The sequence below is a fragment of the Thiothrix eikelboomii genome, from assembly GCF_900167255.1.
In the GTDB taxonomy this organism is placed as follows: Bacteria; Pseudomonadota; Gammaproteobacteria; order Thiotrichales; family Thiotrichaceae; genus Thiolinea; species Thiolinea eikelboomii.
Window position 1 is genome coordinate 366,645 of record NZ_FUYB01000003.1, and the last position, 24,780, is coordinate 391,424.

Below are 24,780 nucleotides of genomic sequence, written 5' to 3' on the forward strand. Positions count from 1 at the left end.
ATGATCATGCGATTCTTCAGGGGAAATCGCCTCATTGCATCGGCATTACTGCTGGTTATGCAGTTGCCACTGCCTTCCGCACTGGCTTATTACAATGCTAATTCACCGCTAGGTACTAACACCAATGAGGTATTAGAGTATGATTCTAGCGCGCCCTTTTTGGATTTGTTTAAAACCTCTTTACCCTTTCGGGAAGCGATTCCTTATCTGACTAAGGGGCAGGTGCAATATGATCGGTTTGGTTGGCCGACCTCGATTGCGCCGGGGGGGCAAGTAGGGACACGCTTAATCAATAAACTACCCGCCAACACGATTCCACGGGGTTATTATACGGTTCTCTATGAAGGCCAAGGCAAAATCGAGTATGGCTTAGATGCCAGCCTCGTCGAAGCTCAACCCGGGCGAGATATTATTAAAATAGATCCCGGTATAGATAATGAATACAGCGTCAAGCTCGAAATTAAAGCCACCAATCCAAATAATTATATTCGCAATATTCATGTGATTCCCCAAGGGGGCATTTGTGCAAGTAATCCCTTCCAACGGGTGAATGGTGCTTCGCAATGTGCACGCGGTGATTTCTTAGATTTTGAACGTCATCATGAAAAGATTATTTTTAATCCTGATTATTTGAAGTTCATGAAAGACTATAAAGTTGTGCGCTTTATGAATATGAGTGGCATTACTCGTAATCCCATTCAACGCTGGTCTGATCGGACTTTGGTCGAGCAAGCAACTTGGGGTGGGGCTGAAGGCGTGCGCGGTGCCCCTCTAGAAGTGATGGTCGAGCTTGCCAATCGTTTACATGCGGATGCCTGGTTTACGATTCCCCATGCTGCTGACAATGATTTTGTGCGCCGCTATGCTGAATATATTCGAACCAATCTTGATCCTGATTTAAAAGTCTATCTTGAATACAGTAATGAAACTTGGAATGGGATTTTCAGTCAGCACGCTTATATGAAACAAGGTGGCAAACAACTAGGGCTTGATCCGGTTGATTATGTCGCTGGCTATAAATATTACTCACTGCGCTCGGTCGAGATTTTTAATATTTTCGAGCAAGTGTTTGGTGGCAAACAGCGATTAGTGCGCTTAATGGCCGGTCTGAATGGTAATCCGGGCATGACTGCTACGATGCTGTCCTTCCGTGATGCCTATAAACAAACCGATGCTTTTGCCGTTGCACCTTATGTATTCGGCGATATTAATGAACTACGGCGTGCCTCTAGCGTCAATGATATTTTCCGTGCCATGCAGAACAAAACTGCCCATCACTCCCTACCAAAAGTACTCGAGGCAGTACGCAAGCAGGCTGATGTGACCCGGCAATTTGGGGTTGATTTGATTGCCTATGAAGGTGGGCAACATTTGATTGATGATAAAACTAAAAGCGATGATCAACATCCGAATAAGCTATTTTATGCCGCTAATCGCCACCCTGAAATGGCGAAAATTTATAAGCAATTACTGGACGGCTGGCGACAAGCCGGAGGAAAAATGTTTGTACATTTTTCCTCACCACGGACTTATAACCGTTTTGGAAGTAAAGGCACTAAAGAATATATTACCCAAGCAGATAAAGAAGCACCCAAGCATCTAGCACTTACTCGCTTCATTGGTGACAATCCTTGCTGGTGGCCTAGCTGCTCGAGTAGTACCGTCGCACGGGTGCAAAAACCACGAGCTTTGAGTACGGCTGAATTATCGCGTTTAACCGGTGATGTTCCTAAACCCTTACCGAATAGCCAAGAAGAAAAAGACGGCACAGATATAGTCGGGAATATCCCACAATTAGATCCCATCAATGACAGCCTGACTAAACCGCCCTTGCCTGCTACCGCGAATCCTCCGTTGGTCAATACCGACCCACAGACTATTCCTATGCTAGCCCCCTTACGCTCTCAAGCGATTTTAGTCTCACAAAATAATCCGCCACAGGAAAAATATGTATTCGGTAATAAAGCCTTGGTTGCTCAGGCGCGTGATCGGATGAATCCACTGAAAGATGCCTCGGCTTATCAATTACGTAAAGTTATCACAGGGCGAGTTGAAGACTCCCGCGATCTTGCTGCTGTGTGGCAAGCCAGCTGGGATAGTCAGCGTCTGTATCTACGCATCGCAGTTGCGGACGACCAAATGAAACTAGACTCATCCAAGATGTGGGATGATGACAGTTTAGAAATTTTCTTAGATGCCGATGCCAGCCAACTACCTCAATACGATGGGCGCAACGACCTGCATTTATTCTATCGCTGGCAAGATCGTCAACTCAGTTTTGGTAAAAACTCAGCCCCAGCTAAAGTCAATTTCCGCAGCCAATATCTAGAGGGGCGTTATATCTTAGATCTCGCAATCGCGTGGGATTCGTTGCGAATCAGCCCGCGTCCAGGGCATCGGATTGGTCTTGATCTACAGGTGAACGATGATGATGACGGCGGCCTGCGCGATGGCAAACTCGCTTGGTTTAGTCGAGCTGATGACGTCTGGCACGATCCAAGTCTAATGGGTGAGGCAGTTTTGGAATGAATCAAGGGATCTAGGCTAGACAAGCAACTAGAACTTTCCTAGAACTTTACTAGAGCGGCTAAACCATAAACCAACAGAAGCTTGGTATCCGCCTAGAAGTCCAGTTATCATGCACGGCTGTGTAACTTTCGGAAGCTTGTTATGTCGCATCTGCAGTTTGAGCTGCTCAAAACGGAAGGCTTGGCACGCCGTGGCCGTCTCACTTTTCCACGCGGTGTGGTCGAAACTCCAGCTTTTATGCCAGTCGGTACTTATGGCACGGTCAAAGCGATGACACCGGAAGAGTTAAAAGGTATTGGTGCGCAGATTATTCTTGGCAATACCTTCCATTTGATGCTGCGCCCAGGGACTGAAATTGTGCGCTTGCATGGCGATCTGCATGAGTTTATGCATTGGGATAAACCGATCCTCACTGATTCTGGCGGCTTTCAAGTCTTTTCGCTGGCTGCCATGCGCAAGATCAGCGAACAAGGGGTGCGTTTTCAATCACCCGTGAATGGCAACCCAATCCTAATGACCCCTGAATCCTCCATGCAGGTGCAACGTGAATTAGGCTCAGACATCGTCATGATTTTTGATGAGTGTACACCCTATCCTGCAACCTATGCCGAAGCTAAACGGTCGATGGAATTATCCTTACGCTGGGCAGCCCGCAGCAAAACCGCCCATGCTGATAATCCGGCCGCTCTGTTTGGGATTGTTCAAGGTGGGGTTTATGCTGATTTAAGACTGCAGTCGGCTGAACAGCTACAAAGCCTTGAGTTTGATGGCTATGCCGTCGGGGGGTTAGCAGTCGGTGAACCGAAAGAAGAACGTGATCGGATCTTAGAAGTCACCGTGCCGCAATTACCTGCTGATAAACCCCATTATTTAATGGGAGTCGGTAAGCCCGAGGATCTCGTGGAAGGTGTATTACGCGGGATTGATATGTTCGACTGTGTAATCCCCACCCGCAATGCCCGCAATGCGTTTTTGTTCACTCGCTACGGGCAATTAAAACTCCGTAATAGCCAATATCAACACGACACCCGCCCGATTGATGAACACTGCGGCTGCTATACCTGCCAGAATTACTCACGCGCCTATTTACGTCATTTAGACAAATGCGGCGAAATCCTTGGTGCACGCTTGAATACTATTCACAATTTGTATTACTACCAAGAACTCATGCAAGGCATACGGTCTGCTTTAGAAGCAGACCGATTCGCTGAATTCGTGCGGGAGTTTTACGCCTTACGTGCACACTAACTGGTGCAGCTTAGGCCAATTTTATCAAACCGTTGATTAAGGGCGGCGGCAGCTCCACGTAAAGCAGGATTATCTGCGTCCATAATATAAACAGGTACTTGCTGCATATAGCGGGTGAAGCGTCCTTTGGTTTCAAAAGCAGCCCGAAAACCGGATTGGATAAAATAATCCCCTAGATTCGGAACGATACCACCACCAATATAAACGCCACCGGTCGCCCCTAAGGATAAGGTTAAATTCGCCGCTACAATCCCAAACCACTCACAGAACAAAGTCATCGTTTCCATACAAGCAGGGCAAGTTTGAGCGATGGCCCGCCCAGAAATCGCTGCTGGCTGCAAAGGCTCTGGCGTTTTACCATCTAAGTGGCAAATCACCTGATAGAACTCTTCTAAGCCAGTACCTGATAGCAAACGCTCGGCAGACATATGCCCATATTTGTCCCAGAAGGCCGCAAAAATGGCTAACTCCCGAGCATTACGTGCACCTAAAGTCACATGTCCACCCTCACCTGACAATGGATACCAACCCGCTGCAGAACGAATTAAGCCAGATACCCCTAAACCAGTTCCCGCCCCCAATAAAGCAATTGCACCATCAGGATCAGCAGTGCCTCCCCCCACTTGCTTCAATTCGCTAGGCTCGAGCAAAGGAATAGATAAAGCCATTGCTGTAAAATCATTGATCACCTTAAGGCGCTCAAAGCCAAAATGCTGGCAAATGCCTCGAATACTAAACGTCCAAGTATGATTGGTGAGTTTAATCGTGTCTTGAGTCACGGGGGTAGCGACATCAATCGCAGCTTGCGTGATTTGGTGAGGCGGTGCTGAACTTAAAAATAGCTCAATGACCTCAGCTAAACCTGCAAACTCATTAATTTTAAAAGTTTTAATATAGTTAGGACGTAATGAGTTAGCTGTAAGCAGTCCTAAACGAATATTGGTTCCACCAATATCAATAGCAAGAGTCGTGTAGACAGCAGACATATTCTTTTTCCTTAAGCTGTTGCCCAATGCGGCATTGAATTATTTTACATCATGAAAAAAATAAATGCTGCTAACTCTAACAGTTTTTAGCGCAGCAATAAGCCTCGAGTTTGTAAAAATGTTAACAGATGCGGACGCTGCTTTTTTTGTACCGCTGCGGCTGTTTGGGCAGACCAATTAGAAATCCGTTGCTGACTACTGCGGGTTTGATAGTAGGTTTGCATTTGCTGATCATAACGATCAACTTCAGTAGCCACTGCGCCTAACTGATAGCTCGACTCATGCAAAATAGTGGCGACCGGAAAGCGCGGTTTAACCGCCTGCGTCTGGGCTGGCCAACCTAAACACATACCAAATACAGGATAAACTTGCTCAGGCAAACTCAATAAATCACAGACCCGCTGGGGATCATTTCGAATTCCACCAATAAAAACACCACCTAAACCTAGCGACTCAGCAGCTAATAACACATTCTGCGCTACTAAGGCCGTATCTACCGTCGCGGTAATGAAATGCTCGGTATGCCCCTCTAAAGCCCCTAATCCATTTTTCACACAGGCGTAATTCACCCGCTGTAAATCAGCACAAAATACCAAAAAAACCGGAGCTGCCACCACCCAAGTTTGCCCACCGGCTAGCTCAGCAATCTGTTGGCGCTGTTCTGCCTCAGTCACCTGCACTACCGACACGGCTTGAATAAAACTCGAGGAAGCAGCCGCTTGACCACAGCGAATTAAGCTTGCCAATATATCCTGCTCAATGGTTTGCTCAGTAAATTGACGGACAGAAGCATGTGCCAACATGGTTGCCATGACCGGATTCATCACTCACCGCCTATACTTAATGCAAGACTAAACCGACTCGATCCCATTGCAAGCCACCTAATTCAGAATTATACGAAAACCAAACTTGTCGAGCGCGCCCTGTCACATCTGCTAGCGGTACAGTACCAAAATAACGCGAATCATTACTATTGGAACGATTATCACCCAAGACAAAGATCTGCCCAGCAGGAACAGTCACCTCAGTCACAGGTAGCACGGCTCGTGGATTTTTCCAAATTACCGGCCATTGCCGCTGCTCATAACGCTCCTGCACCACCACCGCACCCTGCTGTCGAGTACTAGCGACCGTCAGCGCGGTATTATTGACCGTCACTGTTTGCCCACGAATCTTGATTTGATCACCGGGCAAACCGATGACCCGTTTGATATATCCCATACTGCGATTATTCGGATAGGTGAAAGTAATAATATCGCCGCGTTGCATACTCGGCTCACAACCTAAGCAATTATAATGCTTATCCGCATAAATAAAATCACCCGCGATTAAAGCCGGCTCCATACTCGCCGAAGGAATACGAAAGGGTTCAATCCAATGCTTACGAATCTGCTGAGCTAACAGAGGAAATAAACAGACCGTCACCAGTAGAATCAGAAATAGGTAAGTCCCCGCCCCCTGCCAAGCAGCGGCACGATAATCAGCACGATAACGAGCTTGAATAAAAGCATCCAAACAGCCCAACAACCAAATGATTAATGCCAAACCTATCGAGCCCAGCATTAAACTGGCTGTCCACTCATCAGGAAAATAACGAACCAATAAACCCAGTAAAGGAATTCCAAACACCCAAAAACCCAACATAAACCAAGCAGCACGATTCAACTGGCCATTATAAATTTGCCCCAGACCCGGCAAAAATAAGCCCAGCAACAAAGCTAACCAAGCTTTACGGGGATGATTGAGCGGCGTTATCGAATCCATATTAGCCGCTAGTTGAGCTGATTCCTAAAGCCTGCAAATGACGCGGGCTGTTTTCCCAATTTTCTTCGACCCGCACCCATAACCTTAATAAAACTTTGCGCTCTAAGAGATTTTCTAAAGCAATGCGAGCTGAACTACCAATTCGTTTAAGTGTTTCCCCTTTATGACCGATGATAATTCCTTTTTGATTATCCCGACTCACCCAAATAGTGGCATGAATTTCGGTCAACTCAGGGCGAGTTTCAAATTTTTCAAGCTCTACTGCTGTGGAATAAGGCAGCTCTTGGTGCAGATAAATCATCAACTGCTCACGGATTAGCTCACCACAAATAAAGCGGGTGGATTGATCAGTCACCTCATCTTCAGGATAAGCCCATTCACCTGCTGGCAACACAGCGACTAAGGCTTGCTTGAGGGCTTCGGTGTTAATCCCTTTGGTCGCTGATAGAGGAAAAATGGCTTTAAACTCACGTTTCGCGGCCACCTCTTGCAACCAAGCTAATAAAGCTGACTTCTGTTTGATTCGATCAACCTTATTCGCTACCAAAAAAACCGGGCAAGTTAAATGCTGCAAACGTTCTAACACCAAACTATCTTCGTCCAGCCAGCGCTCAGCTTCGACCATCATAATCACAGCATCGACCTCCTCTAAAGCGGCGACTGCTTGTAGATTAATGGTCTTATTTAATAAACTTTTTGCAGAACGATGAATACCCGGTGTATCCATAAAAACCAGTTGGTAATCTTGTTCTGTGAGAATGCCACGAATATTATGGCGGGTGGTTTGTGGTTTATTGGCTGTTGCTGAGACTTTAAAACCCACTAAATAATTCATTAGCGTCGATTTACCGACATTAGGCCGACCTGCAATCGCCACTATCCCGTATTTAGACATGCTTCATCACCTGCTCAAACGCTCTAGCGGCGGCATCTTGTTCGGCTTTGCGTCGGCTACCCGAACTGCCAATGGTACAAATAGCCAAAGCAGGTATTCTGCACTCAGCGGTGAAAGTCTGACGGTGAGCCTCGCCATCGACCTGGGTCAATTGATACAGTGGTAAATCATAGCCACGTGATTGCAGATATTCTTGTAAACGACTTTTAGGATCTTTTAAATCATCCTCAGTCGGCAATTGATTGAGCAACCCTTGATAAATATGTAAAACAAAGCGCTCAGCTTCCTTCAGCCCTTGCTCTAAATAAATGCAACCAATCAGCGCTTCTAAAGCATCCGCTAAAATCGACTTACGCCGAAAACCGCCACTTTTTAATTCACCCTGCCCTAAGCGCAGAAAATCGCCTAGACCTAAGCCAGCTGCTAAATTTGCTAAGGCACCTTCATTTACAAGTGAGGCACGCAAACGGCTTAAATAGCCTTCACTCGCTCGAGGTATTCGACGGTAAAGTTCCGTGGTGATAATAAGCCCGAGCACACTATCACCAAGAAACTCCAAACGCTCATTATGCTTACCATCTGCACTCCGATGAGTGATAGCACGTACAAAATTATCAGTCGCCATCAACTCAACGGAGAGTAGTTTCTTTAATTTATCCAAACGGCTTATTGCCCCTTTAACTCCTCGGCATGATGAAAGTTCATTAGAAAATCAATATTTCCTAGCCAAGGCTTGCGTACTTCATAATCCACCATTAAAGCTTTAGCATTTTTATTTTCAGGCAGAGCCTGTACTGAAAAATGCTCACGCTGAATGGTATACATACCATTAATATTCAGATAGTCATCTAGTTTTCGGTGTAAGGCTTGAGTATTCATCGCACGAATAGAAGTGTCTGCTGCAATCTTTTTCATTAAGGATTGCACACTATAAAACTCAACATAAACCGGAACTAGTTTAATACCGGTCACAAAGCCTAGAATGACCACACTGAGAACACTGACCCAGCTCAAAAATGAAAGACCTTGTTGTTTTTTTCTTGTTTTCATTTTACTACCCAAGTTTATTGTTAACTATTTTTCTTCAGGTCGGGTGTTATGCTTTAATAATTAATAATTAATAATTATTAATCAATCAAGCCAATCCGCTTGAAATTCAAGCCATCTCCACCCCAGTTAAAATGCATCCAGACTAGCATCGCTTTACCGACTAGATTTTCTTCCGGCACTAAACCCCACATACGGCTATCATTACTCATGTCACGGTTATCACCCATCACAAAATAATGACCTTCAGGCACAACCAGCTCACCCGTGCGCCCAGCAGTGCCCGGCAAAATCAGAATATCATGCTCAGCGCTGCCAAGGGTTTCCTTAAGACGAAGGGTGGGATGAACTTGACCTTGCTGGTCATGCGCATCATAAGCACCGAGTTCTTGACGCTTGACAGGTACACCATTCACCTTCAGATCTTTATTATCCCAAGCAATCAGATCACCGGGTACACCGACTAGGCGTTTAATAAAATCTGTTTTCGGATCGTTGGGATACCGAAATACCACAACATCCCCTGTTTTTGGCTCGCCCAAAGGAATAATTTTAGTGTGGGTAATCGGTAAACGAATACCATAGGTAAACTTATTTACTAGAATAAAATCACCGATTTCTAAAGTCGGTAACATTGAGCCAGAGGGAATGCGAAACGGCTCAGCCACAAACGAGCGTAAGAGTAAGACGATCAAGAGTACCGGAAAAAATGAACGGGCATATTCAACATACCAAGGCTCTACACGACGACCGAATTTACTTTTATTTCTGGTAAATAGGCTATACAGCAACCAAATCAGACCACTAACAACCGTAGCAACGACCAGCCAAAACTCTAAGTCCATATCCATGCAGGCTATTCCTTCTTAATTTTCTTCGTTATTACTTATCACTAAATTATTTATCACTGACCCGCAAGACAGCTAAAAAAGCTTCTTGTGGAATCTCTACACTACCGACTTGTTTCATGCGCTTCTTACCTTCTTTCTGCTTTTCCAGCAATTTGCGCTTCCGACTGACGTCACCGCCATAACATTTAGCTAACACATCTTTGCGCATCGCTTTGACCGTACTGCGCGCAATAATCTGGCTACCAATAGCCGCCTGAATCGCGACCTCATACATCTGGCGTGGAATCAATTCTTTCATTTTTTCTACCAGCTGCCGACCTCGTGATTGGGCAAAGTCACGGTGCACCATAATGGCCAAAGCATCCACTTTATCCCCATTGACCAGAACATCCACTCGTACCATTGGAGCTGGCTCAAAGCGATCTAAAGTATAGTCAAAAGAAGCATAACCGCGACTCACTGATTTCAATTTATCAAAGAAATCCAACACCACTTCAGCCAAAGGCAAATCAAAGACCAGTGATACTTGATTGCCCATGTATTGCATATTCTTTTGAATACCACGCTTATCTATACAGAGGGTAATGACATTGCCGAGATATTCTTGCGGAACTAAAATTGTGCCACGAATAATCGGCTCACGAATTTCCTCAATTTTATTTAACGGGGGTAATTCGGAGGGATTATGCACAAAAACCTGCTCACCATTGGTCAGCACCACCTCATAAATAACCGTGGGCGCTGTAGTGATTAAATTTAAGTCATACTCGCGCTCTAAGCGCTCCTGCACAATCTCCATATGCAGCATCCCTAGGAAGCCACAACGGAAACCAAACCCTAAAGCCTGTGAAGTTTCTGGCTCATAGAACAAAGCTGAGTCATTGAGTTGCAGTTTGGAAAGTGCATCCCGTAGATTTTCATACTGATCCGCATCCACTGGGAAAATACCTGCAAACACCCGTGGCTGAATTTCCTTAAAACCGGCTAATGCTTTGTCAGCGGGCTTTTGGGCATCGGTAAAGGTATCCCCGACTCGAGCTGCAGTAATTTCTTTAATCCCTGCAATCACAAAGCCGACTTCACCCGCTTTTAGGCTATCTTTATCTAAGCGCTTGGGGGTAAAGACACCTAATTGTTCAACTTGGAAATCACGCCCAGTCGACATCGCCCGAATTTTCATTTTCTTGCGAATTTCGCCATCGACCACCCGCACTAAGGAAATGACACCGAGGTAATTATCAAACCAAGAATCAATGATCAGTGCGGTTAAAGAAGCATCAGGATTACCTACGGGTGGCGGAATCCGCTCAACTAACTGTTCTAATAAATCCTCAATCCCGACACCTGTCTTCGCACTAACATGCACCGCCTCAGTGGCATCAATGCCGATAATATCTTCAATTTCTTGGCAAACGCGATCAGGGTCAGCCGAAGGCAAATCAATTTTATTCAGGACAGGAACAACCTCAAGGTTCAACTCAATAGCGGTATAGCAGTTAGCAACACTTTGCGCCTCTACCCCTTGAGAAGCATCAACGACTAATAAAGCACCATCACACGCAGCTAAAGACCGTGAAACCTCATACGAGAAATCCACATGACCGGGGGTATCAATAAAATTGAGCTGATAGGTCTGCCCATTACGGGCTTTATAATCGAGGGAAACGCTTTGCGCTTTAATCGTAATGCCACGCTCACGCTCTAAATCCATCGAGTCCAAGACTTGGGCTTCCATTTCACGCTCTTCTAGCCCACCACAATACTGGATGAACCGATCTGAGAGGGTCGATTTACCGTGGTCAATATGCGCAATAATCGAAAAATTACGAATGTTGGGGTTTACTTCAGCCATGTTGTAATGCTTGTCTCACCAGGTCCTCTTCGAAAAAATGGAAACACACGACTTCAGTACCGAGTGTGACCACCGGCACATCTACGTCATAACGCTTGCGTAAATCCGGGTTTTTATCGATGTCGACTAATTCTAATTCAAATGCTAGTTCATGCTGCAAATACCGCAGCGCGGCTATCATTGCATCACACAGATGACAGCCGACGCGATAATACACGCTTAGGGAAGTTTTTTCCTGTCTATTCAACTTTCATCGCCATAAAACGTGCTGCCCCTTCACGATAGACAAGGACAGCGACGGTTTTACCCGGTTCAATCTCACTGGCAATTTGCTTGACCTCTTCAGGCGAAGTTACTGGTTTACCATCTAATAAAGTCACCACATCGCCCGCGTTAATACCCGCACGTTGTGCAGGGTCACCTTGAATCTTTTCAACTAAAACACCACCCACCGCCAGACCTAAAGCCTCACGAATACTGTCATCAATTGCCGTTAATTGCATGCCTAACACTTCAACGCCCTCAAGATCGGCCTTCGGCTCTTCCTCAGGAGTGGCTTGGGCTGCACCTTCCTCACCGGGTAACTCGCCAATTTTTAACTCAACTTCTTGCTGCTCACGATTACGAATCACTGTCAGTTTTACGCTTTGCCCCGGTGAAACTGTCCCCACCATTGCGGGTAGACTACCTGCATTTGCGACTGATTTACCATTCAACTCAATAATCACATCACCTAACTGCAAAATATTATTTGCCGGCCCCTCTGGAATGACTTGAGTGACTAGAGCACCGGTCGGCGTTGTCATACCAAAGGATTGAGCAAGATTCTGATCAACCTCTTGAATATAGACCCCAATCCAACCCCGTGAGACTTTGCCATTATTTTTCAGCTGTGAAACGACATCCATCACGATATTAATCGGAATCGCAAAAGACACGCCCATAAAGCCACCTGAGCGGCTATAGATTTGAGAATTGACCCCGACCACTTCACCATCGAGATTAAATAAAGGACCACCGGAATTACCGGGATTAATCGCTACATCGGTTTGAATAAACGGCACATAAGTATCTGTGGGTAAATTACGGCCTGTTGCACTGACAATCCCCGAAGTAGCACTAGACTCAAAACCAAACGGTGAACCAATCGCTAATACCCATTCCCCGACTTCAATTGTGCCAGAGTCACCAATTTTCAAGGTCGGTAAATTCATAGCCTCGATCTTCAACAGCGCCACATCACTACGTTTATCACTGCCAATTAACTTTGCGGTAAACTCACGACGATCATTAAGCTTGACTAGAATCTCATCCGCTCCATCGACCACATGGTGATTGGTAATAATGTAACCATCCCCCGATAAGACAAACCCAGAACCACGGGCATCAGCACCGAAATCGTCGGGTACTCCCCCACCCCCACCCGGATTACCAAAAAAGCGCTTCATCAATTCATCAAAAGGCTCTTCATAACCCGGAGCATCTGAAGGAAGTTCAGGCGTGGTTTTTTGTTTATGGCTCGTGGTGATATTAACCACTGCAGGACCATTGGTTTTTACAAGCTCAGTGAATTCCGGCAAGCTGCGTGCCTGCACGGAAACGCTAAGACAAATGACTCCTGCCAGTAACCACTGCAGAAGTCGTATACGACTGGCCGGTTTATAAGTCATTGAAAGTCTCCACACAGATGTTGTTCAAATGCTACAAATTAGTCTAGCTTACCCGAATCTAGGTTCGCATAGCTATAGGTGATCGTGGCTGAATGAAATTTAACCCGAACGAATCACCACGCCTGATACCATATCAATAATCACAGAGAACCTCACACTGCAAGCTAGCTTCAGGTTCAAACTACTTAAGATCTTCCACAAAAGCTTTTCAATACAATTAAGGTTGCTGCTATCTGCCGCTGCACTCAATCTTTAGGTGCAAGCTAGCAAGCACTCGTATTCACTTTTAAAAAACCAATAATCAAACATCTTAATCAAATAAGAAAATTAGATGAAAAGAAAATTAATTATATATGACATTTTCCAATATCTATCCTAATTATATAAACTAACTACTATAATATTAAAGCCATTTTTATATTTTGCGAAGCACACAAACTTTATACAATATTCTCTTTTAGATAAGGTATATATCTGGATATAGCATATGATCATAAAACATGAGATGCTTATTTATAAACAAAATAAATTCATAGAGCTTTAATTTTAACTTTACTTAAGCCATTTAATAATAAAGATTAATGGAGGTAATAGTCCATAGAGCCAGTCAAAATCAATAATTACTAATAAAACAGAAGGTAATGAAAATAATCTTATCTAATACCTGTCAAATACTGAATTAAATTTAATATTTAAAGATCCTCATCGTGATTTTCACAAGGAAAAATAAAATGTTTAGTGAACGAAACGAAGCACGGCGTTTAAAAGCCCAAGCCTTACGCCAACAAGCTAGCACTATCGCCACAGAGCGCTCTCATCCACAACGCATTAATAATGGTGAAGAAGCTGCCTATGGTTATCTAGTTAACTACCATAAAGGCTTGCCACATAATGCTGTCGGTGAAGTACAGCACTCTGCATATCGAGCTTTTTTAAACGCATTAACCACCAGCGATCCTTATGATTTTGATCATATTCCGCAAGGTCATGGTGGTAAAGGACGTAAGTTTGTTAGCCCACAGGCAGGCTTAGCCTTTGATCTACAAGGACCTGATGCTCAATCTTTGATGATTCCACCCGCACCACGAGTTGATAGTGCGGAAAGTAGTGCCGAAATGGGAGAACTGTACTGGATGTCACTCTTACGTGATCTCAACTTTGCAGACTATGACAATAACTCACTGGTCAATGCGGCTGTTGCCTCAATGAACACTGATTTCAGCGACTTTCGAGGTGCAAAGGAGCAAGACCAAGTCACCAAAAAAACCTTGTTTCGTGGTATTTCGCTTAATAGTGATGGGGTTAATAGCGATGCGATTGGCCCTTATATTTCTCAATTTCTACTCAAGGGCAACACTATTGGAACGGACTTCAGTGAGAAAGACGGCTATATACGTTTTGGTACTTTGCGGGTTGATCAGCGTAATAAAGTCGCTATTGCAAATACAGACTATCTAACCGACTTTGATGAATGGCTAGCGATTCAGAATGGTAAATTTCCAAACAAAAAAGATGTATTTGAAAAAAACTTAGTGTTTTTACGCAATTTACGTGACCTAGCCACTTATGTTCACTTTGATCAGTTATATGAAGCCTACTTCAATGCCTGCCTGTACTTGCTCAGCGAAACTAACGTAGCGGGCAAGGCTGTTTTCCCATTTTCACAAGGCAACCCTTATTACAACTCACCTAATCAGGATGGCTTTGCTACCTTCGGTGGACCCCACCTTTTATCCTTAGTGACAGAGGTCGCTACCCGCGCACTCAAAGCTGTTTGGCATACTAAATGGTTTGTACATCGTAGAATTCGCCCAGAGGGCTTGGGTGGCTTAATCCATGTTCACCTTAGCCAAAACTTCCCTCAACACAGCTACCCGATGATTAATGAAGAAATTCTACAGGCCTTAACTTGTGGTGGATTGTCACACCATTTCAATCAGGAAACCGGCTTCTTATTACCGATGGCTTTTCCCGAAGGCTCGCCATTACATCCTGCTTATGGTGCAGGCCATGCCACCGTAGCTGGTGCATGTGTTACCATTTTGAAAGCATGGTTCACGGAAAATACTCCGATCACTAACCCTGTTCAAGCCAGTACAGACGGTTTGTCATTAATCCCCTATAACGGAGAGGATGCAGACCAAATGACCTTACTGAGTGAATTAAACAAATTGGCATCCAATATCGCCATTGGACGCAACGGAGCAGGCGTCCATTGGCGTAGTGACTACACAGAATCAATCAAGCTAGGGGAAACCGTTGCTCTGGGGATTTTGCAGGAGCAAAGTTTAACCTACAACGAAACACTCACCGATGGCCAAACACCATTTTTCCAATTGACCTGTTTTGATGGGCGCACTTGCCATATTGCTGCGGGTCAAATCACCTACAGTCGCATCACCCGTGAAGCGGCACGCATTAATACTCTTGACAATACTCCCGATGTTGTACCGGATATTATCCCGAATTTAGGCTAATGACTACCGACCGTCCCCCATGCTTGCATAACGTAGATGGGGGTTCTCAAAATGAGGATCATGATGATGAAAATAATAAATAACCCCGATTGTTTAAACAACATCAAACCTAACAGTACTCGTACTCTTACACCACAACTCCCAACCAATCAAATATCTCCCCCAACATTACTATCAGACTCACCAACATTGAAAGATTTAAAGGACTCATTTTGGGGAAGCTATTCTGTAGAGAATCAGGCAGATGTGAGCTTTTTAACATCAAACCAACCCTCTGATGAGGCTTTAATTGAAAAAATATTTTTAGCTGACGATAGAAAAATAGTTAGACCCACAACACAATATCCGTGGAGTGCCATTTGTGCTTTGCTGATTACGACAGCTAGTCAGAAGAAATATTTAGGAACGGGATGGTTTATACACCCAAGAGTATTAGTCACAGCAGGCCACTGCGTTTACCTACATGAACAACCTACACCTGCTTGGGCTAGTTCTATTGAAGTTATTCCTGCCTGTGATGGTAAAAACAGACCCTTTCAATCAGTCATCAGCTTAACCTTTAGGGCAACTAATGACTGGATACATCAAAAAAAGCCAGAGGCTGATTATGGCTTAATTATATTAGCAGAAGAGTATTCAGAACATAGCCGTATCGGGCACTTTGGAATACATGTTTTACAACAAACAACTGTGAGTAATACCCGCTATACCCTTGCTGGTTATCCACTTGACAAAAGCCATCTAGACTTAGAGTTTACACAATGGTTTCATGAGCTACCGCTGAAAAAACTAGATGACACCATGCTATTTTATGAAATCGACACACTCGGCGGCCAAAGCGGTGCACCGATATGGGAAAATCGAGACAATGACCAATATTATTGTATCGGTTTGCATACGCTTGGCTTGCACCCAGCCAATAAGGGCTTACGTATTACGCCTCAAATTTATCAACAAATTATACAATGGCTAGATGAACTCAAACTATAACCCTCGTAGTAGAGAAGGCGGCGGCTCGCTCTAGCCGAAAGCTAACCCACCTATCATCGCCTCTTGATAGGAAAAAATTTAGAAACCCGCTAGAGTCAGCAGGTCACAACAATAATAAAACCCCATGACAACTGCGACCCCACAATTAATTCAGGCCACCCTGCAGCAATTGAATGCTGTTATTTTAGGCAAAGAGCATACCGTTAAATTGGCTCTAACCTGCTTGTTGGCTAATGGTCATTTACTCCTCGAAGACTTGCCCGGCATGGGTAAAACCACCCTAGCGCATGCCTTAGCTCAGGTCTGCGGTTTAGCTTATCAGCGCGTGCAGTTCACTAGCGACTTATTACCCGCTGATTTAATCGGAACTTCGATTTTTGATCCGACCACTAGCAGCTTTCGTTTTCACCAAGGACCGATCTTCAGCCAAGTCGTCTTAGCCGACGAACTCAATCGTGCCACCCCAAAAGCACAAAGCGCTTTATTAGAGGCTATGGAAGAGCAGCAGGTCAGCATCGAGCGGCAAACCTATCCCTTGCCACAACCTTTTTTTGTGATTGCTACCCAAAATCCACAAAGCCAATCAGGTACCTTCCCTCTGCCTGAATCGCAACTAGACCGTTTCCTATTAAGGATTTCGCTTGGCTACCCTGATCCAAAGGCAGAGCGCGAACTGCTCAAAGGCCATCATGGCCGTCACTCATTAGCTAGCCTTAAACCCATCTTAAATCCTGTACGCTTGCAAGGGCTACAAAGCTTAGTTCCACAAGTCAAACTCAGTGAGGCGCTACTCGACTATGTTCAGCGCCTGATTGCTTATACCCGTCAAAGTGAAGCATGCCATTTAGGTTTATCCCCACGCGGGGCGCAAGCCTTAGTGCGCAGTGCACAAACTTGGGCTTTATTACAAGGTCGCGCCCACGCACTACCCGAAGATGTGCAAGCCGTGTTTGCAGCCGTCGCGGGGCATCGCTTAATCGGTCGCCATGAAACCCAAGGGGATCAATTGGCGCGACATATTTTGACCAAAGTTGATGTGATCGGAAATCGGCATGCTTGAAACTTGGCCACCACAGTTTGCACACTGGTTTAAACCACGCTGGCCTCGGACACGTACACTGACCCTTGGGCAGCGCAATATTTTCATTCTTCCCAGCAAAACTGCCTTGGCTTTGTTGGGGCTGATTGCTGTGCTGTTTTTATTAGGGATTAATTTCCAAAACGCCTTGGTTTACGGCGTTTGTTTTTGGCTATTCGCGCTGCTCATTGTGAATTTACTGCATACTTGGAGAAATTTAAGAGGCCTCAGTATCACTGCGATTCATATCCAGCCCTGCTTTGCTGGTGAAAAAGCGGTTTTAGAATTGGAACTCGCTTGCCCCCCTAAGCAACAAAAATTTGCAATAAAACTCGCTTGGCCCGAGGAGGATGCGGTACAAGTCAATTTGATGACCACTCAAACTGTTCGGGTAAAACTCTCCCATAGTACTCAACAGCGCGGCCACTTCAACCCGCCACGTCTTCATATTTCCACTCATTATCCAACTGGTTTAGCCGTGGCTTGGTCTTATCTTGCCTTAGAGATAACGGGCTTAGTGTATCCAGCCCCTGCACCAAAACATCAGCAACCTTATCCGACCAATTCACTGGACTCGACTCATCCTTCTGGACAAACCCTATCTGGGGGTAGCAGCGATTTTGGCGGTATTCGCAGCTATCAAACCGGAGATTCCCCTAAACAGATTCATTGGAGTCACTACGCTAAAACCGGCAAACTGAATACTAAAGTGTTTGTCGATTATGCGAGCCATGACTTATGGTTAGATTGGGCGAATTTAGCTAACTCTGGTATCGAGCCACGCTTATCACAGCTATGTCGCCAAGTATTGGATGCCCATCAAGCTCAACAGCAATACGGCCTCAAACTACCCGGCCTAGTGATACCTCCGTCGAAAGGTGAAGCTCATCAAGCACGCTGCTTACAAGCCTTGGCTTTGTTTGGAGTAGAGCATGCTCAAGGATAAGCGAACCTCAACACAGCCTTTTATTACCTATACGGGGATGATTTGGCTGTTGGCAGCACAATTAATTGTCATGCTCCCCTTTACCACTAGCCTCCCGCCTTGGTTGTTAGCGGTTGTGGTGCTGGCGGCAGGCTGGCGTTTGCGGGTGTTAGCGGGTAAAGCGAGTCAACCGAAGACCTTACTGAAAGCGGGGCTGCTCTTGCTGGGCATTGCAGCCGTCTTTTTAAGTGGCTTACGTTTACCTTCACTCGAAGCAATGTCTGCTTTATTACTCCTTGGATTTGCGTTTAAAGCCGTGGAAGCTGTGCAACAGCGTGATGCCTTAGTCGTGATATTGACCGGTTATTTCTTAGTTGCCCTCCACTTTCTTTACACACAGAGCATTATCGCAGGTCTATATGGAACGTTAGCACTGATTGTGCTCACCGGAGCTTTGGTCGGTGTGCAACAAACTCTTGAGGAATTGACGCCCGCACAACAAGTACAGTTTAATTTTTGGATAGCGGGTCAAATCCTGCTGCAGTGTTTGCCACTGATGGTGATTATTTTTGTATTGACACCGCGTTTTCAGCCGTTTTGGAGTTTGCCTTTGCCAACGGAACAACACACACGCGGCATTTTGGATCGAATGGCACCGGGGGATATTGAAAAACTGAGCCAATCGGCGGATCTAGCCTTTCGGGTTAGTTTCAAAACTGAGCGCCCGCCGCAGACAGATTTGTATTGGCAAGGTCTTGTTTTGCAGCATTTTGATGGGCGTGAATGGCGGCAATTTGCCACCGAACAAGATCCTGAGCAGTTAAAATGGACACTCAAACACGAGTATAGCTACCAAGAACACAACCTTAAAACTCAAGGTATGGCTTATGAATATGAGGCGATTTATGAGCCATCGGGGCAAAACTGGTTATTTACCTTAAGCCCAACCACAGAGGTGCAGGGTGAGGCTTTACGGGCAGCTGATTATCGGGTCATGGCCAAACAGCCCTTACAAAGCCCGCTGTTGATTCGTGCAGTCAGTCGCCCTGCCTCGATTCGAGACCTTGAACTTAGCCCTAAACTACGCGCCTTAGCTTTACAGCTACCCTCACAAGGTGATAATCGCAGTCGGGAATTAGCAAAAAATTTATACGCGGCTGCGGGTGATGAGCTGACTTATATCCAAACCATCTTAAAGCGCTTTAAAGAGCAAGCTTTTTTTTACACCTTAAATCCACCGCTGTTAGGTGAAACAGATACGATTGATGGTTTTTTGTTTGATTCACAGCGGGGTTTCTGTTCGCATTATGCCGGTAGCTTTGTCTTTCTTATGCGTGCGGTGGGTATTCCAGCCCGAGTTGTCGTGGGTTATCAAGGCGGTGAATGGAATAAAGCGGGCAACTATCTCGCCGTTCATCAATTTGACGCCCATGCTTGGGCTGAAGTGTGGCTGCCTAATCAAGGCTGGTTAAGGGTCGATCCGACGAGTATGGTCGCGCCTGAACGTACTGAGCAAAACCTAGAAGCAGCCCTAAAAAAAGAAGGTCGTTTGCTTGAGCAATCGGTGTTCTCGAGTCGTAAATTTGCTTGGTTAAACAGTATTCGCCAGCAATTAGATCGAATGCAATATGGCTGGCAACGTTGGATTTTAAGTTATGACTCAGCAACCCAAGCGCAATTTTTAGATAAACTCTTGGGTGGACTCAGTGTGCTGAAGTTAGCTGGATGGGCTTTGGCTTTATTGGTTTGCCTAGCGCTGAGTGGCTTAATCTGGCTAGGTTTAACTCGACAAGCGCATGCTGAAGCTTTAGAGCATCGCTTATATCGACGCTTTACTGAGCGCTTAAGTAAACAAGGTTTTGAGCGGCGTTTAGATCAAACCCCGAGTGAATTCGGCGCTTTAGCTGCACAAGCTTGGCCCGCACAGGCAGAGAAAATTTTAGCTTTTACGGCAACTTATCAAACTTTATGTTATGAATGTGATGAGCCTCAGGCCAAGCAGCGCAGCAGCCTTTTAAGAGAGCTGCGGCGCTTACTTAGTCAGCTGCCTTAATTCATGGATAGTTAGCTTTAAAGTTAGACTGACTTCTTTTTAGCCTTAGTCGCCTAGTTTAGAGACTTAAGCACTGTTACCGGTAGCGGCTGTGTTGGAACTACTTGACATTTGCTGCATCAGCATTTGGATCAATTGCATGATTGCAGGTAATAACTGTGCAAGCTGATCGGTTTGCGTCGAACTATTGTTAGCACCTGAGCTATTATTCGTCGCTGCTTGATCCGCCACTGGCGTAGCCGCTGTGCTATTAGCTGACTCGGCCGCATCTGTACCACTGCAATCACAGCTTCCTTTTGCATTGGCATTATTGCCTGCTGAATTCGCAGCACTCGTTCCCGAACCTTTACTCGCTTCACCTGCGCCAATTTTACCCGTATTACCGGTACTGCCTGTATTCCCAGCTGCGCCTGCGTCATCACCTGAGGCGCTCGCGTTTTTACTCCCTTGCATTTGGCTAATAATCTGTGACAGCAAACTCATCAGGCTACTCAATAAAGATTGCAGGCTTTGATCACCACTTGAATCATTAGTCCCGCCACTACTGCCATTAGCTTGGCCGACTGGGTTGGCTTGATTCATTTGATTTACTTGATCAGCCGTAGTCAGATTGCTGCCAAAGGTACTGGCGAATGGGGTACTCCCACCTTGATTGGCATTAACTGCAAATTCTGAAGACTTACCCATCGCTGCATTAAATTTTTGAATATCCGCCGAAGCGGGAGTCGCCAGCGGGGTAAGGTTTTGAGCCGCGAAATCTGTGCCGTAGCTACCAGATAAACCAACTCCCTTTGAAATATCAAATGACATAGTACGAACTCCTGTACTTTTATAAGGATGACTGCAAACAGACGGCTTAAGCCTTTTGCCTCTTCTTGTAAGTTAGTTAATCTAGGGTTCAGCTTCTTATTATCATAGACCAGCTGTTAATGAAAACTGATAAAAGGTCATTATGAATAACCTTTATACACACAACTCTGCAAATTTTGAGTAAATGGTGAATAATTGGCATTTTTTTAAGCAAAAAACCCCGCTAAAATCAAATTAGCTCATTATTGAACCACGAGGGTTTAGAGATCGACTCTGTTTGATAGGAAGACAAGAATCGCGGAGGGACTCGCATTTTTATGTTCAGATTGCGTCTGCTCTCTCCCCTGGGAGTAGGCGCGCTTTTCAGCCTTTAGGTTCGTGGCAAAGTCACTCCGGTTTGCCCTTGATACTTCCCACCCCGATCCTTGTAAGAGGTACTACAAATCTCATCGGACTCCAAAAAAAGCATTTGGGCGACCCCTTCATTGGCATAGATTTTGGCAGGCAAAGTGGTGGTATTCGAAAACTCTAAAGTCACATGCCCTTCCCACTCTGGCTCTAGAGGCGTGACATTCACAATGATCCCACAACGGGCATAGGTCGATTTGCCTAAGCAAATCGTCAGTACTGAACGTGGAATTCGAAAATACTCCACGGTACGAGCGAGTGCAAAGGAGTTAGGCGGGATTATGCACACCTCACCCACAAAATCGACAAAGCTATTAGCGTCAAAATGCTTCGGATCAACAATAGCAGAGTTAATATTGGTAAAAATCTTAAACTCATTGGCGCAGCGCACATCATAGCCATAGCTCGAGGTGCCATAAGAGACGATTTTTTCACCTTGCCGCGCCCGCACTTGTTGTGGCTCAAAAGGCTCAATCATGCCGTGTTGCTCGGCCATACGCCGAATCCAATGATCTGACTTAATACTCATATCGCTCTCTACTAGCTACCGCTAATTAATCTTGGTTAGGCATACTAAAACAAAAAAGCCACGGTGCAAACCGTGGCCTGATCGCTGCAAATCTATTAAGAACTAGACGTTTTGAATTTTAATCGTCGGGAACTTAGCACTGTAATCTTTAGATTGACGGGCTAGGCGCGCTGTCGCTTTACGCGCAATCTCATGATAAAGCCCAGCAATCTTGCCGTGAGGATCAGCCACCACGGTAGGATGACCACTATCAGCCTGCTCACGAATTTGAATATCTAAAGGCAAACCGCCTAAATAAGCCACTTGGTATTGCTCAGCCATACTTTCGCCACCGCCTGAGCCAAAAATATGCTCCACATGCCCACAATTACTGCACACATGCATACTCATATTTTCCACCACCCCTAGAATCGGCACTTCGACCTTTTCAAACATTTTCAAGCCTTTGCGCGCATCTAATAACGCGATGTCTTGAGGAGTGGTTACAATAATCGCACCAGAGACTGGAATTTTTTGGGATAAAGTTAATTGAATATCACCCGTGCCCGGCGGCAAGTCCACCACCAAATAATCCAAATCTCCCCATTGCGTATCATTCAAAAGCTGCTCTAGCGCTTGAGTCACCATCGGACCGCGCCAAATCATCGGCGTGTCTTCTTCAATCAAAAAACCAATCGACATGGCTTTCAGACCGTGATTTTGCATCGGTTGCAAACTACGCCCATCATCGGAGACGGGCTGCCCAGAAATACCTAACATACGCGGCTGGCTAGGGCCATAAATATCCGCATCTAAGATCCCAACCTTAGCCCCATCCGCCAGCAAAGCTAAAGCCAAATTCACCGCAGTGGTCGACTTACCGACCCCACCTTTACCCGAGGCGACCGCGATAATATTTTTAATCCCATCATGACGCTTGACCGTTTTTTGGACGGCATGAGCATTGATCACTGTATCAAACTGCAGGCTCACAAAGCTTGCACCGATTTGCTTTAAGCTGGCAATAACTTCTGCTTGCAATTCATCTTTATAAGCCCCGGCCGGATAGCCTTGCACGAGTTTGAGCGTAACCTGATCGCCAGACACTTTCAGCTCTTTCAGCATTTTTGCAGTGATTAGGTCTTGGCCTAAATAGCGATCTTGAATGCTCGCTAATTGTGCTTCGACTTGGTTGCGCGTTAGTTCCATGCATAGCTCCTCAACAGTTTTATTAGGTTCAGCATTCTACATCAGAGCGGCTGCCTACCCAAATAAGGTCGTCTTTCCAAACGGGATATAAACAGCAGTTTGTAGCAAGTTTTGTTAAACTTGCGTGGTTATTTAGCGCTAGGAATCACTATGTCTACTGCAAATTTGCCACGCTTAGGCCTGATCGGTGCAGGTATTATGGGACGACCGATGGGTTTAAATCTCTTAAAAGCAGGCTATGCTTTAGGGGTTTATGCTCGCCGTCCAGAGACTGCAACTCCTTTAACCCATGCAGGTGCTAACCTTTATGCCAGCCCTGCTGCTTTAGCGGCTGAAGCGGACATTATCATTACCGTCGTGTCCGATACACCGGATGTAGAGGCAATACTTTTTGGCGAGCATGGCCTTGTTGCAGCAGCAAAACCGGGCTTATTAATAATTGACATGAGCACCATCTCCCCCTTAGCCACCCAAGAGTTTGCTCAACGCTTAGGTACACAAGGCCTACGGATGCTGGATGCTCCGGTCTCTGGAGGAGAGGCAGGGGCGATTGCGGGCACACTCACGATTATGGTCGGCGGGCAAGCTGAGGATTTTGCGGAAGCACTACCAGTGCTTTCGGCTTTAGGCAAAACTATTACTTTGATTGGTGAGCATGGAGCGGGCCAAGTGGTGAAGGCTTGTAATAATTTAATCATTGCACAAACAGTCATTGCAGTGAGTGAAGCCTTCGCCATTGCACAAGCCTCAGGAGTCGATTTAGAGAAAATGCGCACTGCCTTAGCGGGTGGGTTTGCAGGCTCAAAAGTGATGGAAGTACATGCGAAACGCATTATTGAGGAGAATTACACGCCCGGCTTCAAAGCGAAACTACATGCTAAGGATCTGCGCATCGCTGCAAATACGATTCAAAGTTTGGGTTTGAACCTGCCGAGTTCACAATTGGCCGTTAATTATATGCATGAACTCGTCGAACAAGGTCAGGGTGAGTTAGATTCGTCTGCACTGGCCAAAATTGTGCAGCAATTAGCATAATTTATTTTAAAATCAAATATTTATCTTATAAAAGCCGCTAAAAGCACTACGGTTTTTCGTAGGCTTTTCAAGGTTCAGATAAACTTTAAATCCTCGCATTTTAAGAACGATCCTCAATCACACAGCACATGAGTTGCTAGTAAAGGAGTTAGGCATGGGCATTGAAGTCGGTGGTTTACTTGGCTTGATTCATTTAATTGTTGCGATTTGGGCGATTATTAAAGTTGCCCAAAGCTCAGCCGGTGGTTTAAGTAAGTTTCTATGGATTTTATTTATTCTATTCTTCCCACTGATTGGCTTGTTGGTCTGGTTCTTAGCAGGTCCTAAAGGCTCTTAACGCTTTGCTTTCCTTGACCTTCTCCCCCGACTAAAGTCAGGTGATTCCTCATTCATCGAGCGTTGGAGGCTGAGCATTTCCCAGCCCCACTGACACACTCTCCAAAGG

22 protein-coding genes are annotated in these 24,780 nt (G+C 45.4%); 9 read left to right on the forward strand and 13 right to left on the reverse strand.

Translation table 11 applies throughout. The annotated features are described in order from the left end of the window. Window positions 1-57 precede the first annotated feature (57 nt). On the forward strand, window positions 58-2,529 hold the full coding sequence (locus B5D50_RS05690; RefSeq protein WP_234975806.1) for a CBM9 family sugar-binding protein: 2,472 nt from the start codon (window positions 58-60) through the stop codon (window positions 2,527-2,529). Between the two features lie 150 nt (window positions 2,530-2,679). Beyond that, the gene (gene tgt, locus B5D50_RS05695) at window positions 2,680-3,777 is read left to right on the forward strand and encodes a tRNA guanosine(34) transglycosylase Tgt (protein ID WP_078921652.1); all 1,098 of its coding nucleotides are present in this window, start codon (window positions 2,680-2,682) and stop codon (window positions 3,775-3,777) included. On the opposite strand, the gene glk is transcribed toward tgt, so the two are convergent. The 10 genes from glk to B5D50_RS05745 form a co-directional block, all read right to left on the reverse strand. Next, a complete protein-coding gene (gene glk / locus B5D50_RS05700) occupies window positions 3,774-4,763 on the reverse strand; it encodes a glucokinase (protein ID WP_078921618.1) in 990 nt (329 codons plus the stop codon). The two genes, tgt and glk, sit on opposite strands and share 4 nt — an antisense overlap. Before the next feature lie 86 nt (window positions 4,764-4,849). Further along, window positions 4,850-5,587, reverse strand: a complete 738-nt coding sequence (gene nfsA, locus B5D50_RS05705; RefSeq protein ID WP_078921619.1) for an oxygen-insensitive NADPH nitroreductase — start codon at window positions 5,585-5,587, stop codon at window positions 4,850-4,852. Between the two features lie 16 nt (window positions 5,588-5,603). Further along, window positions 5,604-6,527, reverse strand: a complete 924-nt coding sequence (lepB, locus tag B5D50_RS05710; protein ID WP_078921620.1) for a signal peptidase I — start codon at window positions 6,525-6,527, stop codon at window positions 5,604-5,606. Window position 6,528: 1 nt separating this feature from the next. Then, window positions 6,529-7,422, reverse strand: coding sequence for a GTPase Era (gene era, locus B5D50_RS05715; RefSeq protein ID WP_078921621.1), 894 nt, complete (start codon window positions 7,420-7,422; stop codon window positions 6,529-6,531). Continuing rightward, a complete protein-coding gene (gene rnc, locus B5D50_RS05720) occupies window positions 7,415-8,083 on the reverse strand; it encodes a ribonuclease III (RefSeq protein WP_078921622.1) in 669 nt (222 codons plus the stop codon). Before rnc ends, era begins: the two co-directional genes overlap by 8 nt. Before the next feature lie 5 nt (window positions 8,084-8,088). Continuing rightward, window positions 8,089-8,472: a DUF4845 domain-containing protein gene (locus tag B5D50_RS05725; RefSeq protein ID WP_078921623.1), complete on the reverse strand. Its 384-nt coding sequence runs from the start codon at window positions 8,470-8,472 to the stop codon at window positions 8,089-8,091. A 77-nt stretch (window positions 8,473-8,549) separates the two neighbouring features. Next, window positions 8,550-9,320, reverse strand: coding sequence for a signal peptidase I (gene lepB, locus B5D50_RS05730; RefSeq protein ID WP_078921624.1), 771 nt, complete (start codon window positions 9,318-9,320; stop codon window positions 8,550-8,552). 46 nt (window positions 9,321-9,366) lie between these two features. Then, the gene (lepA, locus tag B5D50_RS05735) at window positions 9,367-11,172 is read right to left on the reverse strand and encodes a translation elongation factor 4 (RefSeq protein WP_078921625.1); all 1,806 of its coding nucleotides are present in this window, start codon (window positions 11,170-11,172) and stop codon (window positions 9,367-9,369) included. Further along, entirely contained in the window at window positions 11,165-11,419 is a 255-nt protein-coding gene (locus tag B5D50_RS05740; protein WP_078921626.1) for a glutaredoxin family protein, read from the reverse strand. The genes lepA and B5D50_RS05740 overlap by 8 nt, the downstream gene beginning before the upstream one ends. After that, window positions 11,412-12,842, reverse strand: coding sequence for a Do family serine endopeptidase (locus B5D50_RS05745; protein ID WP_078921627.1), 1,431 nt, complete (start codon window positions 12,840-12,842; stop codon window positions 11,412-11,414). Before B5D50_RS05745 ends, B5D50_RS05740 begins: the two co-directional genes overlap by 8 nt. Before the next feature lie 731 nt (window positions 12,843-13,573). Here B5D50_RS05745 and B5D50_RS05750 point away from each other — a divergent pair. The 5 genes from B5D50_RS05750 to B5D50_RS05770 all read left to right on the forward strand — a co-directional run bounded on the left by B5D50_RS05750 (window position 13,574) and on the right by B5D50_RS05770 (window position 20,365). Continuing rightward, window positions 13,574-15,319 (forward strand): vanadium-dependent haloperoxidase, encoded by a 1,746-nt coding sequence (locus B5D50_RS05750; RefSeq protein ID WP_200807037.1) that lies wholly within the window; start codon window positions 13,574-13,576, stop codon window positions 15,317-15,319. A 60-nt stretch (window positions 15,320-15,379) separates the two neighbouring features. Next, complete coding sequence (locus B5D50_RS05755; RefSeq protein WP_159448584.1) at window positions 15,380-16,309, forward strand: trypsin-like serine peptidase; 930 nt, start codon at window positions 15,380-15,382, stop codon at window positions 16,307-16,309. A gap of 124 nt (window positions 16,310-16,433) precedes the next feature. Further along, window positions 16,434-17,369, forward strand: coding sequence for an AAA family ATPase (locus B5D50_RS05760; protein WP_078921629.1), 936 nt, complete (start codon window positions 16,434-16,436; stop codon window positions 17,367-17,369). Then, window positions 17,362-18,333, forward strand: coding sequence for a DUF58 domain-containing protein (locus B5D50_RS05765; protein ID WP_143594262.1), 972 nt, complete (start codon window positions 17,362-17,364; stop codon window positions 18,331-18,333). The genes B5D50_RS05760 and B5D50_RS05765 overlap by 8 nt, the downstream gene beginning before the upstream one ends. Continuing rightward, window positions 18,320-20,365 carry a transglutaminase TgpA family protein gene (locus B5D50_RS05770; RefSeq protein ID WP_078921631.1) on the forward strand — a complete coding sequence of 682 codons (2,046 nt, stop codon included), beginning with the start codon at window positions 18,320-18,322 and terminating at the stop codon, window positions 20,363-20,365. Before B5D50_RS05765 ends, B5D50_RS05770 begins: the two co-directional genes overlap by 14 nt. Before the next feature lie 66 nt (window positions 20,366-20,431). Here B5D50_RS05770 and B5D50_RS05775 read toward each other — a convergent pair whose 3' ends face one another. From B5D50_RS05775 to apbC, 3 genes are all read right to left on the reverse strand, one after another. Beyond that, window positions 20,432-21,175 (reverse strand): hypothetical protein, encoded by a 744-nt coding sequence (locus B5D50_RS05775; protein ID WP_078921632.1) that lies wholly within the window; start codon window positions 21,173-21,175, stop codon window positions 20,432-20,434. Window positions 21,176-21,545: 370 nt separating this feature from the next. Continuing rightward, window positions 21,546-22,112 carry a dCTP deaminase gene (gene dcd / locus B5D50_RS05780; RefSeq protein ID WP_078921633.1) on the reverse strand — a complete coding sequence of 189 codons (567 nt, stop codon included), beginning with the start codon at window positions 22,110-22,112 and terminating at the stop codon, window positions 21,546-21,548. Between the two features lie 102 nt (window positions 22,113-22,214). Continuing rightward, window positions 22,215-23,300 carry an iron-sulfur cluster carrier protein ApbC gene (gene apbC / locus B5D50_RS05785; RefSeq protein ID WP_078921634.1) on the reverse strand — a complete coding sequence of 362 codons (1,086 nt, stop codon included), beginning with the start codon at window positions 23,298-23,300 and terminating at the stop codon, window positions 22,215-22,217. 150 nt (window positions 23,301-23,450) lie between these two features. Between apbC and B5D50_RS05790 the strand changes: the two genes are divergently transcribed. Then, on the forward strand, window positions 23,451-24,335 hold the full coding sequence (locus B5D50_RS05790) for an NAD(P)-dependent oxidoreductase (RefSeq protein ID WP_078921635.1): 885 nt from the start codon (window positions 23,451-23,453) through the stop codon (window positions 24,333-24,335). A 154-nt stretch (window positions 24,336-24,489) separates the two neighbouring features. Continuing rightward, window positions 24,490-24,672, forward strand: a complete 183-nt coding sequence (locus B5D50_RS05795; protein ID WP_078921636.1) for a PLDc N-terminal domain-containing protein — start codon at window positions 24,490-24,492, stop codon at window positions 24,670-24,672. Window positions 24,673-24,780: the final 108 nt, after the last annotated feature.